Source organism: Vibrio sp. Vb2131, assembly GCF_033338535.1.
In the GTDB taxonomy this organism is placed as follows: Bacteria; Pseudomonadota; Gammaproteobacteria; order Enterobacterales; family Vibrionaceae; genus Vibrio; species Vibrio alginolyticus.
This window is the reverse complement of sequence record NZ_JAWOSW010000001.1, coordinates 165,122-178,337: the sequence shown is the minus strand read 5'-3', so window position 1 is coordinate 178,337 and position 13,216 is coordinate 165,122. Positions and strand designations below refer to the sequence as shown.

General features: G+C 46.5%; 11 protein-coding genes. 5 read left to right on the top strand and 6 right to left on the bottom strand.

The annotated features are described in order from the left end of the window. Positions 1 to 23 precede the first annotated feature (23 nt). Positions 24 to 329 carry a DUF6482 family protein gene (locus tag R7E38_RS00810; RefSeq protein WP_017634442.1) on the top strand — a complete coding sequence of 102 codons (306 nt, stop codon included), beginning with the start codon at positions 24 to 26 and terminating at the stop codon, positions 327 to 329. A 68-nt stretch (positions 330 to 397) separates the two neighbouring features. Here R7E38_RS00810 and R7E38_RS00805 read toward each other — a convergent pair whose 3' ends face one another. Then, on the bottom strand, positions 398 to 1,378 hold the full coding sequence (locus R7E38_RS00805) for a rhodanese-related sulfurtransferase (RefSeq protein WP_226082751.1): 981 nt from the start codon (positions 1,376 to 1,378) through the stop codon (positions 398 to 400). Between the two features lie 464 nt (positions 1,379 to 1,842). After that, the gene (locus R7E38_RS00800) at positions 1,843 to 3,138 is read right to left on the bottom strand and encodes an alpha/beta fold hydrolase (RefSeq protein WP_226082752.1); all 1,296 of its coding nucleotides are present in this window, start codon (positions 3,136 to 3,138) and stop codon (positions 1,843 to 1,845) included. A gap of 210 nt (positions 3,139 to 3,348) precedes the next feature. On the opposite strand from R7E38_RS00800, the gene R7E38_RS00795 reads away from it, so the two are divergent. Then, positions 3,349 to 4,506: a D-alanyl-D-alanine carboxypeptidase family protein gene (locus R7E38_RS00795; RefSeq protein ID WP_104976414.1), complete on the top strand. Its 1,158-nt coding sequence runs from the start codon at positions 3,349 to 3,351 to the stop codon at positions 4,504 to 4,506. Between the two features lie 84 nt (positions 4,507 to 4,590). On the opposite strand, the gene R7E38_RS00790 is transcribed toward R7E38_RS00795, so the two are convergent. Beyond that, positions 4,591 to 7,248 (bottom strand): alpha-amylase family glycosyl hydrolase, encoded by a 2,658-nt coding sequence (locus tag R7E38_RS00790; RefSeq protein WP_238852976.1) that lies wholly within the window; start codon positions 7,246 to 7,248, stop codon positions 4,591 to 4,593. 129 nt (positions 7,249 to 7,377) lie between these two features. Beyond that, positions 7,378 to 8,841, bottom strand: a complete 1,464-nt coding sequence (locus R7E38_RS00785) for a helix-turn-helix transcriptional regulator (RefSeq protein WP_226082754.1) — start codon at positions 8,839 to 8,841, stop codon at positions 7,378 to 7,380. Positions 8,842 to 9,008: 167 nt separating this feature from the next. Between R7E38_RS00785 and R7E38_RS00780 the strand changes: the two genes are divergently transcribed. Next, on the top strand, positions 9,009 to 9,662 hold the full coding sequence (locus tag R7E38_RS00780; protein ID WP_017820149.1) for an oxygen-insensitive NAD(P)H-dependent nitroreductase NfsB: 654 nt from the start codon (positions 9,009 to 9,011) through the stop codon (positions 9,660 to 9,662). 69 nt (positions 9,663 to 9,731) lie between these two features. Then, positions 9,732 to 10,022, top strand: coding sequence for a putative quinol monooxygenase (locus R7E38_RS00775; RefSeq protein WP_226082756.1), 291 nt, complete (start codon positions 9,732 to 9,734; stop codon positions 10,020 to 10,022). Here the strand turns inward: R7E38_RS00775 and R7E38_RS00770 are convergent. Further along, the gene (locus tag R7E38_RS00770) at positions 10,019 to 10,942 is read right to left on the bottom strand and encodes a LysR family transcriptional regulator (protein WP_005484216.1); all 924 of its coding nucleotides are present in this window, start codon (positions 10,940 to 10,942) and stop codon (positions 10,019 to 10,021) included. The two genes, R7E38_RS00775 and R7E38_RS00770, sit on opposite strands and share 4 nt — an antisense overlap. Before the next feature lie 132 nt (positions 10,943 to 11,074). On the opposite strand from R7E38_RS00770, the gene R7E38_RS00765 reads away from it, so the two are divergent. Beyond that, positions 11,075 to 11,293 carry a VF530 family DNA-binding protein gene (locus tag R7E38_RS00765; protein WP_005374929.1) on the top strand — a complete coding sequence of 73 codons (219 nt, stop codon included), beginning with the start codon at positions 11,075 to 11,077 and terminating at the stop codon, positions 11,291 to 11,293. Between the two features lie 1,318 nt (positions 11,294 to 12,611). Here R7E38_RS00765 and R7E38_RS00760 read toward each other — a convergent pair. After that, entirely contained in the window at positions 12,612 to 13,064 is a 453-nt protein-coding gene (locus R7E38_RS00760) for an acyl-CoA thioesterase (protein ID WP_005374933.1), read from the bottom strand. Positions 13,065 to 13,216 lie beyond the last annotated feature (152 nt).

Here is a 13,216-nt window from a genome sequence, read left to right as displayed (position 1 = left end):
CATAACTTTTAGGGAGGTGACACATGGCAATAGCATTGAGTAAGTTACAAAAATACTTCTATGTGGACAAATTGGTCATTCATTCGCTTGATCTCGCATTGTATCAGGCATCTGTTGTGATTGATGGAGAAGCGCAATTTATCACTGATGACAACGGTATCTTTTTGAGGGCTCATTCCCTGATCGAGATGCAAAAGAAGTGCAGGAATATCAAAGCAAATAAGCAGGTTCTAGTGCATCAAAGTGCTTATGATGAAATGGTGGGGCTACCCGAAGGCAAAAGAGACAATCAACTAGAGGTATTGGTGAGGGATACAAAATTGTATTGAAAGAGTATTGGTGCGCAGTAAAAGCGAGCCACCTTACGGCAGCTCGCTAAATATAAGGAGAGTTAGGCTTAGTCTTGTTTACGCTGCGCTTCTTTTTGCGCGTACTTAGCGGCACGTCGGGCTTCTCTTTGCTTGGCACTTTCACCACCAACATGCTGCTCGCCTCGCTGCTCTGCAAGAACAACTTGTTTTTCACGCTCGCGGAATCGAGCAATTTGTTCTTCTGAGTGTGTGCCGTGACATTTTGGACAGCTCACGCCTTGCTCGAACAATTCTGACTGTTTGTCTTCTTCAGTGATCGGTAGACGACAAGCGTTACATAAATCGTAATCTGCTTTTTCTAGCTGGTGGTTCACTGCAACACGACCGTCAAATACGTAACAATCGCCTTCCCACATGCTCTCTTCTTGAGGAACTTCTTCAAGATATTTAAGAATGCCGCCTTCTAGGTGGTAGACCTCATCAAAGCCCTGTTCTTTCATGTAAGCCGTTGATTTTTCGCAGCGGATACCACCGGTACAGAACATCGCAACTTTCTTGTGTTTTGCCGGGTCCATGTTTTCTTTTACATAGTCTGGGAATTCACGAAAGGTTTCAGTATTTGGGTTTACAGCGCCTTTGAATGTCCCGATCTCGATTTCGTAATCATTACGTGTATCGACAACAAACACTTCAGGATCAGCAATAAGATCGTTCCACTCTTGAGGTTTCACGTAAGTACCCACTACGTGGCGAGGGTCTATACCTTCAACACCTAATGTTACGATCTCTTTTTTCAGTTTCACTTTGGTGCGATTGAATGGCTGGGTCTCAGAATACGACTCTTTGTATACGGTGCTAGTCAAACGAGGTTCGTTGTTTAGCCACTCCAGTAGCGTATCAATACCTGCACGATCAGATGCAACAGTACCGTTGATACCTTCACTTGCCAGTAGTAATGTTCCGCGAATATGGTGTTTTTCCATCAACGCAAGTAATGGCTCGCGTAGCTCTTGATAGTTATTCAGCTCAACAAACTTGTACAGCGCACAAACTACATACTGACTCATGAGGTTTCCTTTAAAAATACAGGTGGTCAACGACCTTAAAATTTTAGCGGCACGAAGTATACCTGACTAAACTAGTCGGAAATACGGACAAATTATACGGATATTATGAGTAGGCGGGGCCTGGCGGTCTTTGATAGGGGGAGCATGTCCGCAGGTGAAGCCGCTATGTGTTCAAATTATAAGCATTAATTATAGTGAGTTAGGTAGGTTGGAGCCGATACTTTTGGCTTAAATTTATGCTGTTATTCTGTTTTAGGCCCTTCAAAAAAGTTAGGCGCAAGAAGCACCAAATAATCACCGGAGTCATTGACAAGGAAAGGACATGTCGCAGTTTTATACATGAGGTGGTGAGGGATAAAGGTTTAGGGACAAAGAGTGAATGACTGATCGCCATTGTTCATAAACCGCTATAAAACGCCTTTTCACCACATACTGAAAAGGCGTTTTTCTAACGTCTGCCGTGCTTATTTCAACGTAGCTGCGGTCTGTTTTCCCATGGCAATGAGCCTGTCGAGAATACGTTTACCGTCGGCACGTAAACCGTTGTGCTCGTACTCATTGGTGATCCACGCTTTTGAGTTTGGTATAAACGCGAGCGTCTCTCGGCTGATATCCATTTCAACAAACATATCATCGGCGTAAACGGCGCAACTGACAGGCACTTTGTTTTGAGCCAATTGTGTTTGATCGTACAGCGCAGCCCAATCTTCTTTCGCGGCTAATATTTCTGCGGCGTCTTTTAGTGGTTTGAGGTTGACGTATTGGTCGAACATCCACGGGAAGACCATTTCCCCCGTAAAGTAAAATGGCTGGCCAGGTTCATAATTAAACTCTGGTCGGGTTTGGCGAACACGGTGCGCACTCCAATTCGACGCAAAGCCTTGGCAGTATATCGATTCATGCAAAATGGCGTAGATCGGGTTGGTTTGGAAGTTTTGCTGCGCCAACATATCGTTCAAGAACTCATAGCGAAGTTGTGGTTTGCCGTCCACTTCAATCAACGCGCTTTCTAGCCAATAGTAAGTCTGCAAGAAAGTATCACTCACACCAAAGTTGATGCCGATTTGTTGAAATTGCTCCACCGTGAAGCGTTGACCATTTGGTAGGTACTCTTCATTTTCCAGCAAGTGATTCGCAATGTTTTGGCAAAGTTGTTGCGCACTTGGAAATTGTTGGAAGAACGCTTGGTTTTTCTCCATGGTGCGTTTGAAGGTGGCTTCATACACATCGTCGGCATGACGCGAGACTGATGGCACGCCACCTGTGATGTAGCTTTGTAGCAAGCTGTCTGGGAACAAAGACAAATAGGTGAGGGAGCAAAACCCACCAAAGCTTTGACCTAAGATCGCCCATTTTTCGACGCCAAATTGCTCACGAATGTATTCCGCATCACGAACAATGTTGTCTGCGCGGAAGTGGCTCAAGTAGTCTGCTTGTTGCTGCGGTGTGAAATGAGCCAGAGTCTGATGATTAATCACCGAACTATTGCCCGTACCGCGCTGGTCGAGAAGCAAAACTCGGTACTCTTGCAGGGCGCGTTTTACCCAGTCATTATTGCCGTTTTGACGTGGAGAGGGAAAGCCAGGCCCGCCCTGAAAGTAAACCAACCAAGGTTTGGTCGATTCTTCATCGCCAACTAGGCAAACCGAACGGGCGAAGACTCTAATGGTGCCTTTGCTTGCGTCTTGGTAATCCAGAGGAACGGTAAAACTGTGGGGAGTGTAATGCAATCCTGCGTCGATAAATGATTGAGCGTTCATTGTTATCTTTATTTCCTTATTGAGGGGTAGCGCTACTTTACTGCGAATGGCGCGAAGAACCAACGCTATTTCCCAATTGCCTCTTCAGTTCTATACCTTGGTCAAATCAATGTAAGTTCAAGAAAATGAAACGATTAGCGACTGGTGCAACTGGTTGAGTGAGCTATGCTCAATAGAGTTGCGACAAAGTAAGAGCATGGAGGAAGTCGGATGAAAGTGTCACTGGCTCGATGGACAATTGTGACTTGTTTAATAAGCGTACCTACTTTTGCCGTTGTTACGCCCAACCCACCTCAGTTACAGGCAAAAGGCTACGTATTAATGGACTTTCAATCCGGTGCCATTATTGCCGAGTATAACGGGCGAGCAGGCCTTGCTCCGGCGAGTTTAACCAAGTTGATGACCGCTTATGTAGTTGGACAAGAAATCAAAGCGGGGCGTTTGAAATGGGATGATGTTGTCACCGTGAGCGAAAACGCGTGGTCGGCCAAGTTTCCCGGTTCTTCTAAAATGTTCATCAAACCGAAAGATGAAATTAGTGTTGCGAACTTAATGCGCGGCGTGATCATCCAATCAGGAAATGACGCGTGCGTTGCACTGGCTGAGCATGTTGCAGGCAGTGAACGCGGCTTTGTTGCCTTGATGAATGGTTGGGCGGAGAAATTAGGACTGCAAGACACCTATTTTGTGAACTCCCATGGTCTTGATAGTGATGGCATCCAAACCTCACCAACCGATATGGCAAGACTCATGCAGTCGATCATCAGCGATGTTCCTGATGTGTACGCGCTATACAGTGAGAAAGTCTTCAAGTGGAACGACATTACGCAGTACAACCGCAATAAGTTGTTGTGGGACAATTCCATTGATGTCGACGGGGGAAAAACCGGCTACACCAGCAATGCCGGATACAGCTTGGTGAGCTCGGCCAAAGAAGGAAGAATGCGCCTTATCTCGGTGGTGATGGGTACGCCAAGTAAACAGGCTCGGATCAGCCAATCGAAGAATCTACTCAGCTATGGTTTTCGCTTTTATGACACCAAGCAAGTTGCTAAACAGGGGGAAGTTGAGTCTAAAGTTCGCGTTTGGAAGGGAAATGCTAATCAAGTTGAGGCGATCTTTGCTAAAGATGCCTATCTCACTCTGCCTCGTTCAATGACGGCTGGGCTTGATAAGAGTGTGGTGTTAAATGAACCGTTGATTGCGCCGATCGCGCAAGGAGATGAGATTGGTAAGGTCGTTTGGAAAAGCGATGACAGTACCGTGGCGAGTTATCCCTTGGTCAGCAGCCAAGCGGTAGAAGAGGGCTCGTGGTTCGCTCAGCTTTGGGACAGTCTGGTGCTGTGGGTGAAATCGTTCTTTAACTAGAATAAAAACGAGCAGAAGTGTCTTTCTGCATTTTTTTGTTGATGGCCGCCCAGCTAAACGCTGGGCGGTGTTTTATTTAACGGTTTATTCCGACAAGGTGATGATTGGTAAATCGTCCCAAATCTTACTTTCATCCGATGCGCCACCGGAGAAGTTCCAAGGGCCTTTGTCTTGTTCTAGCGGACGGTAAGTTGCCGAAAGGCCGTCTAAGTCCCAAGTCGTGACATAGAAGCGGATACCATCGAGCGAATCTGGGCGGCCTAGTGCATCGCTAGCAAAGTCCATTGAAATGGTGTTGTTGGCTTTGTCTACTGTCACTGTTGGTGCTGGCGTTACGGCTTCTCCCCATGTCGTCGCGTTTGCGCCTTGAGTGTTGTAAATCGAACTTTGCCAGCCGAAGACCACGGCATTGCGACTCCATGTTCCGCTTGGCATAGAAGCGTTGATCTTAGGCAGTTCCGTTAGGTTGGTTGCCGCTTCTTCCGGTAAATCAATGAAGATGGTGAAACCAACGTGGTCAAAGCCGTTTGGTGGCAACCAAGTATCGGTGATCTTGTCCATAGTGAAGGTCAAGCGCACGTTACTGCCGACGGTAAATACCTCAGCTTTGTTGATTGCGAGTTGGCTGTTATCTTTATCGAACGTTGGATCCGTTGGTAGCGAGTAGTTACCGTTAGGACCGCCCATGCCATCTTGCGCATCGCCTGCGTCATCAATAGTGTCGTCTGGCGTGTTTGACCAGCTTAAGTCCGACACAAAGTTTACATCTTCAATGCCTGCTTTCTTCTCCGTGGAGTAAATCGCGAAGCGGTGTTGCTGTTCGCCAATCGCAAAGTGACGGGTAGATAAAGTCACGCTGAACTGACCGTCAGCGCCCACGGTAATGGCCTGTGCGGTTTCTAGATTACCGTCCACGACAAGGTTCAATTTCTCGTTTGCGTTAGCAGTACCAGTAATCACGATGTCATCAGTGATGGTTTGTCCTTCCCAATCCTGTGCCAGTTGGATGTTGAGAACTGGGGTCTCTACCGATTGGATGTCGTTAGTTTTCGAGTAAATCACGGCAGATTTGGCTGGTAGCTCAAGGGTTACGTGACCGTTTTCATCGGCGATTAACTGTTCTGGAGCTTCTGCCCAGTTCGACATGATTTGTTGTTGGAAAACGGTGCCGCCCGCTTGCTCTACATCGAGTTGGTTCATCAACATTGGGGAGTTAGATGTGTTCATTACCACTAAGACTTCGTCGTTATCCAAAGTGCGGGTAAAGGCGAACACACCTGCACCAGCTTTATCGCTGCCAATGACTTTCATTTCGCCGCGTGTCATGACTTTGTTTTCAGTGCGTAGCTTGGCAAGTTCTTGAATAAACAAGTACATCTCACTGTTTTGGTCGAATGAATCTACGTAGTCGCCGTCTTCACGGTAACCGCCAGCAAACATCGCATCGCGCGCCGCTGACATCGCCTGCTCTGTCCCTTGGTAAATCACAGGGATACCCGGCACAGCCATCATTGTGATCAGCGCTTGCTTCATATCATTGACACTGCCTTGTGATAGAAAACGTGGCATATCGTGGTTATCAATGAAGTTCGGCATGATGTATGGATTCGGGAACATCGCCATCATTTTTTCAAGACGGAAGCGTAGGTAATCGGTCGGTTGTCCTGCTGCAAACACGCGAGTCATGGTTGCTTGCAATGGGAAGTTCAACACCGAGGTTAACTGCTCCGGCGAGCCGCTTTCGCCGATGTAAGTCAGCATCTTCTCTTCGCCTTCTGTGTTGTAAGGCGTAGATGTTTCGAAGACTTCACCAAAGGTCAGGAAGTTATCGCGACCAGTATCAACCGCTTGAGTCATCACACCATCGTCGGCGTGCAAGAAGTCGTTCCAGAAATCGTGCTCAACAAACTTCACGGTATCGATACGGAAACCGTCAACGCCGACTTCGCGAATCCATTTTCGGTAGCTCTCTTTTAGATAAGCGCGTACTTCAGGATCGGACGTATTAAGGTCATCCAAATCAGAGAGCTGCCAGGTTTTTTCTTGTACCGGATCGTTGTGGTCGGTGATGCTTGGCGTCCAGTGGTAGCTGCCTGTGCCATCTTCTTTACACTCATTCTTGTTGAGCGGGTAAGGCAGTTCTTGTCCTGCTGGTAGCGCATTTTCAATCAAACGGAAACCTTGGCAAGGTAGGCTAGGATCGTAATTGTATGGGTCATCGTAAGTGAAGAAGTTACCTACGTGGTTGGTCACGATGTCTTGAATCAAGAACATGTTACGAGCGTGCACTTCGCGTGCTAACGCTTGGTAGCTTTCCATGTCACCAAAGTGCTCATCCACTTTTTGGAAGTCACGCGCCCAGTAACCGTGGTAGCCACCATAGTTTTGTTCTGCATCCCACCATTGGTTTGCCACTGGCGGAGTAATCCAGATAGAGGTTGCGCCTAGGTCTTCGATGTAGCCCAGTTTGTCGCTGACACCAACCAGGTCACCACCACTGAATTTTTTGTCTGAGGTAGGATCGTACTCATTCTGACCTTGATCGTTAAGCGTGTTGTCGCCGTCGTTAAAACGGTCGATCATCAAGAAGTAAATGATCTGGTCTTGCCAATCAGGAGATGCCACGTGGCTTCCTGTATCGATTGGTGTGGTTTCGTCGCTTCCACAGCCAGAAAGAGCAAGTGCGATCGCTAAAGGAAGTATTTTTATTTTATTCATTGAGTTAGGTAGAGTTTCAAACACGGTCTTTGCCTCCGTTATGCAGCAATGCAGAAACGATAAAGCAAAGGTTTGAAATTGAGAGTGTCATTTCACGCCAAAAAAGACGTGAAATGATGTCACGAAGAGACGATTTTGATCTGACCGACAGTTTTAATTGATCGGTTGCACAATAGGATATTGTATCGGGTAATGCTCTTTCGCGAGCTCGTTGTCGGATTCATCATAAAGGCGGAAACGGCACTGCTTTGCAGTTTGAGTGAGCGATAATTGCAGCACCCAACAAGCATAATGTAGCGAGTGTTGGGTCAAGCGCATTACGTGAGGTGTAGGGGCATCATCGACGTAACAGTCAATCCTCGCAACGTTTTCAAGTCGGCATGCCAGTTCGACAAAGAGCGTGTATTGCGCCCCAATATTAATAAGCTGCCGAGTCGGGACAATGTATTCCGTTGCGCCAATTAAAAGCCCCTTGGAGACCACGTAATCACGCTGGTGGTTGTTATCAATGTAGCGCTCACCATCGACTTCATAACACAGTCTAAAGGTCAGTGGATGTGCGACAGGAAGCTCTGTTGTCGCCCATAGTTCGGTGCCATTATTCAAAAAACGCTCGAAGAAGGCTGGGTAGCGACGCCACGTGCCATCACGGTCTCGACATTCAACGGAGACCACTTTTTCAAACGCAATATTATCCACTTCCATCCAGATTTTACCGACGGGTTGGTCAATGTCGTTATCGGCTAAAGTATTCGCTTTGGCGTAGTACAAGCGGATGGGTTGGTTGTTGAGATGAGTGCGGTTATCTAAGCACTGCTGGCGATATTGCATGGGTGAAAACGGATACCAACGACGAAAAGTGCGGTGAAAGTTCGAAGGTTCTTCATAACCAAGTTGATAGGCGATTTGCTGCGTTGTGAGTTGGGTGTCGGCAAGCAAAGTGAGTGCTTGCTTTCTTTTAGCGAAATCAACGCATTGAGAGTAGCTCATTTGCTTTTCTTGCAGTCGACGTTGCAAGGTGCGTTTGGAGACGCCCAGTTGCCTTGCCGCTTGCTCTAACTTGAGCGCGTAATTACTGTTTTTGATGAACAAGGCGTTCAAAACACTCAGCAATTCTGGCTGTTCAATTGGTTGGTGAGAAAGCAGCAAATAAACATGTTTCACCAGTTCAAACACGCTTGAACTGGTTTTAGAATCTCGCGTTTCCCCTAGAAAAATATCGGCCGCGAGTGGATTGCTGGCTTGAACTTGTACTTGTATTGATTCACTTAGCTCAAGCGTCTCCAACTGCATTTTGAGCAAGCCAAACACCGACTCCGCCCAATTTGGCATATCGGCTGTTCTGCATTCTACTTGCAGATGGATTTGGGCATCACCATGTTGAAATGTGACGTACAAACGGCGGTCGAATAATGAGACACTTTTACTCCACCAAAGCAGCCCTTCCTGGAGGTTAGGCGCTTCTTTCAACATCATGCATTGCAAGGCCACCAACTTCTCAATGTGCCAATATTCGCCGGCAATTCGAAGGTGATTGTGACCGAGCTTTTTGCACAGAAAGGATGTAATAACGTTATCTTGAGGCAGCATGAGTTGAGTTTGGTTGCGAGCAAACATGCATTATTGCCGAAAAGATGAAGAAATTCAGTGAGAACGCTCAAAGCCTTTCTTATCGTTTTATTTTCAAATTTATTTTGAAAATGTTTTTAATCGAAATCGGTTTTTCCCTTTATCTCATGAGGTTATGCTGTTACACAGCTTAAATTCATTAATTGGAGAACCTCATGGATATCGTACAAGCTGCAAAATCTCGTTACTCAACGAAAGTGTTTGACTCAACGCGCAAGCTATCTCAAGAAAAAATCGACGCAGTTAAAGAGCTGATTCGTTTTAGTCCATCGAGTGTGAACTCCCAGCCTTGGCATTTCATTCTGGCAAGCACAGAAGAAGGCAAACAGCGCATCGCTAAAGCGGCGCAAGAGAATTACGCGTTTAACGCGGCGAAGATTCTCAACGCTTCTCACGTATTGGTGTTTTGTGCGAAAACAGGCATTGATAACGACTACATTGAAGCGCTAATGGTGCAAGAAGAAAAAGATGGTCGATTCCCAACTGAAGAAGCGAAAGCGGCTGTGCGCGGTGGTCGTAGCTACTTTGTGAACATGCACCGTTTTGATCTGAAAGATGCAAACCATTGGATGGAGAAACAAGTTTACCTCAACGTAGGTACGTTGCTGTTGGGTGCTTCGACGCTAGAAATTGATGCAGTGCCAATTGAAGGGTTTGATCCAAAAGTGCTGGATGAAGAATTTGGCTTGCGTGAAAAAGGTTACACTAGCGTTGTAATCGTGCCGCTTGGCTACCACGCGGAAGATGACTTCAACGCGAAAACGCCAAAGTCTCGCTGGGACGCAGAAACCGTATTCACCGAGATCTAATTCAAGCTTACTTGCAGGTTACGTAGAACCCTGTAATCAATATATAAATCGCAAAAGAGTGATAAAACGATGATCCACTTAGTCGCAGAAGTTAAAGCCTATCCAGACCGTAAGGATCAGGTGGCGAATTTGCTTTCTGGTTTACTAGAGCCAACTCGCAAAGAAGAAGGCTGTTGCCAATACGAGTTGTATCTCGACGAAAAAGTTGAAGGCCTATTTATATTCCAAGAAATTTGGGCATCGCAAGAGGCCTTGGATAAGCATTTGCAAAGCCCGCACATGGCGACGTTTCTTGAAACATTGGAAGAGAACGATTGGGTTGAATATACCCAGATTCGTCCTCTTCGATTTATCGCCTAATGACAGAAGGTTGCCAGCACGTTGGCGCGTTGTTGGCAGCATTTTTGTTGGATAAAGTCGCGGAAAGTCCGAATCGTTGGCGTTAGTAAGCGACGATCGGCACACACCATGTAGAGTGGCACTGGGCCGCAATCCCACTCTGGTAACACTCGCACCAATCTTCCCTCGATTAAGTCTCGGCTGATGTCCATCAACGATTTATTCGCAATGCCTTTGCCTTTGATCGCTAACCGATGTGGCAAGTCACTATCGTTGCTCATCAAGTTACCGCTGACCACGACTTGTTCTTTCTCGCCGTCACGCGTGAGCGTCCATTTGTTGTAGACCGAATCCGCGACCATATAGCACAAACAGTTGTGTTGCGTTAAATCGGCAGGAGAGGTGAGTTCTGGATGTGTGGCTACGTACTCTGGCGATGCACATAAGATCCGTTCGTTTGACCCACACAAAGCCAACACGACCAGATTGGAGTCGGCCGGCTCGCCGTAGCGAATCGCAATATCGACAGGCTTGGTGTACATATCCGTCAAGCTATCGGACAGCTCTAGTTTTATGGAAACATTTGGGTAGAGATCGATGAACTCATCCACCCAATCGAGCAACATATTGCGACCAAAATCGGAGGGCGCAGTAATGTGCAGTTGACCAGATAACTCGCCACGCGCACTTGAGATCTGATCCAACCCCTCTTGCAATGTTGCCAACGCTTGCGTGGTTTTGTCTAAAAACAGTTCGCCCTCTGAGGTTAAACGCAGGCTTCGGGTAGAACGCACAAACAGCGGGAAACCGATTTGCCCTTCAAGACGCTTAATCGATGCGCTAATGGCGGCAGGTGTCATGTCCATGCTGTTAGCGGCTTTTGAAAAGCTGCCTTGGCGCGCGGTTTCGACAAAAATATTGAGGTCGTTGAGGGCTTTCATTGTGAAAAGGGCTTTTAAGAAGTTTGGGCTACTATAGGGGAGAGTCGTAGGCCAATTCAAGGTTAAAACATTAGGTTGCACGGCGAGTTTGAGTTAGATTAGCGCGCAACTTCACTTTACCGGATCAATAGCATGAGCCAACAGCAGCCGAATAACCCACTTCACGGGTTGAGTTTAGAGAAAATCGTCACCCGACTAGTTGAACACTTTGGTTGGAATGGCATGTATGAGCGCGTTCGTGTGAACTGTTTCAAGAAAGATCCTTCAATCAAATCGTCGCTGAAGTTCCTGCGCAAAACGCAATGGGCGCGGGACAAAGTCGAAGCGCTGTACATCGAGACGTTCTGCTAACCGCTCTATGGTCTGCAGCAAGCGGTAAGTAGATTCTTAGTCTCGCTTTGGCTCGCTAGAATGACGCAGCTTTTCTTATCGCGTAGGTTGGAAGAGTCGCTCCACTGATACGTCCAAAGTGATTTTCCGGATGGTCACTTAGGCTTATCTGGAATCGCTTTTTTAGATGGTTTTGTAGAGGTCAGAGCCAAACTCGAACTGTTATTCTGAACCGAGAGGAACGAGCGTGATTCAGAATTTACCCTCAGATTGTATTGAGTTTATTCATGGCTCTATGGTCTGTAGCAAGCGGCAAGTAGATTCTTAGTCTCACTTTGGCTCGCTAGAATGACGCAGCTTTTCTTATCGCGTAGGCTAGAAGAGTCGCTCTACTGATGCGTCTAAAGCGAGATTCCGGATGGTCACATAGGTTTATCTGGAATCGCTTTTTTAGATGGTTTTGTAGAGCTCAGAGCCAAACTCGAACTGTTATTCTGAACCGAGAGGAACGAGCGTGATTCAGAATCTACTCTCAGATTGTATTGAGTTTATTCATGGCTTTATGGTCTGCAGCAAGCGGTAAGGTAGATTCTTAGTCTCGCTATGGCTCGCTAGAATGACGCAGCTTTTCTTATCGCGTAGGCTGGAAGAGTCGCGCTGCTGATGCGTCTCAAGCGAGATTTCGGATGGTCACTTAGGCTTGTCTGGAATCGCTTTTTTAGATGGTTTTGTAGAGCTCAGAGCCAAACTCGAACTGTTATTCTGAACCGAGAGGAACGAGCGTGATTCAGAATTTACCCTCAGATTGTATTGAGTTTATTCATGGTTCTATGGTCTGCAGCAAGCGGCAAGTAGATTCTTCGTCTCGCTAGAATGACGTAGCTTTTCTTATCGCGTAGGCTGAAAGAGTAGCTCTACTGTTACGTCTAAAGCGAAATTCCGTATGGTCACATAGGTTCTTCTGGAATCGCTTTTTAGATGGTTTTGTAGAGATCAGAGCCAAACTCGAACCGTCATTCTGAACCGCGAGGAACGAGCGTGATTCAGAATCTACTCTCAGATTGTATTGAGTTTATTCATGGCTTTATGGTCTGCAGCAAGCGGTAAGTAGATTCTTAGTCTCGCTATGGCTCGCTAGAATGACGCAGCTTTTCTTATCGCGTAGGCTGAAAGAGTCGCTCTACTGTTACGTTTAGCGAGGTTTCGAATGATTCACTTTAGGCTCATTAGAATGACGCGAGTTTTCTTATTGCGTAAGTTGGAATGGTACCTCAGCATCATTCCCGATAGCGATGAAGAAGCGCTGTCGGGAACCTCGCCTTTAATCTCTCGTTTATTGCTACTCCAAATGATGCGTACTACCCACGGTTCCTTCCAAGTCTAAAATCGACTGGCGAACGTGATCTGGAATCGCAGCTTTAACGTTGTTCTTAAAATCAAACATCACACCAGTGGCGGTCGCGATGGTCGCAATTTTACCCCACTTCTTACTCAGCACTTGGTACTCCATCGTGATGCGATCTTCTTGCATGTCGATTACGCGAGAACCGACTAATAGCGTGTCTGGGTAAGTAACAGGCAATTTGTAGCGGCATTGAGTCTCGCTCAGTACTGGCCCAATTTGCGAGGTCTGCAGGTCGACCAGCAGGTTAATTTTGTTGAAGTAATCTAAACGTGCGGTCTCGAAGTAGCGAAAATAGACCACGTTATTAACGTGTTGCAGAGCATCCATTTCACCCCATGCGACTTTTATCTCTGTGATAACGGGAAAGTCCTTTAACAGTGTGTCCATTTTTATTGCTCCTTTTTCATCTGCTTTGCCACAAATTGCGACGCGACTTATCACTTTGAGCATTTATTCTAGATGTAATCATTTAATATGTAATAAAATTGTTTTTAAAATGTGAAATGAAATAGTGGTTTGATTATGTAAACCAGAAACTT

What these genes read in the sequence shown, in the direction of transcription:
- R7E38_RS00810 (WP_017634442.1), top strand. Translation starts at nt 24, where the DNA reads ATGGCAATAGCATTGAGTAAGTTACAAAAATACTTCTATGTGGACAAA.
- R7E38_RS00805 (WP_226082751.1), bottom strand. Translation starts at nt 1,378, where the DNA reads ATGAGTCAGTATGTAGTTTGTGCGCTGTACAAGTTTGTTGAGCTGAAT.
- R7E38_RS00800 (WP_226082752.1), bottom strand. Translation starts at nt 3,138, where the DNA reads ATGAACGCTCAATCATTTATCGACGCAGGATTGCATTACACTCCCCAC.
- R7E38_RS00795 (WP_104976414.1), top strand. Translation starts at nt 3,349, where the DNA reads ATGAAAGTGTCACTGGCTCGATGGACAATTGTGACTTGTTTAATAAGC.
- R7E38_RS00785 (WP_226082754.1), bottom strand. Translation starts at nt 8,841, where the DNA reads ATGTTTGCTCGCAACCAAACTCAACTCATGCTGCCTCAAGATAACGTT.
- R7E38_RS00780 (WP_017820149.1), top strand. Translation starts at nt 9,009, where the DNA reads ATGGATATCGTACAAGCTGCAAAATCTCGTTACTCAACGAAAGTGTTT.
- R7E38_RS00775 (WP_226082756.1), top strand. Translation starts at nt 9,732, where the DNA reads ATGATCCACTTAGTCGCAGAAGTTAAAGCCTATCCAGACCGTAAGGAT.
- R7E38_RS00770 (WP_005484216.1), bottom strand. Translation starts at nt 10,942, where the DNA reads ATGAAAGCCCTCAACGACCTCAATATTTTTGTCGAAACCGCGCGCCAA.
- R7E38_RS00765 (WP_005374929.1), top strand. Translation starts at nt 11,075, where the DNA reads ATGAGCCAACAGCAGCCGAATAACCCACTTCACGGGTTGAGTTTAGAG.
- R7E38_RS00760 (WP_005374933.1), bottom strand. Translation starts at nt 13,064, where the DNA reads ATGGACACACTGTTAAAGGACTTTCCCGTTATCACAGAGATAAAAGTC.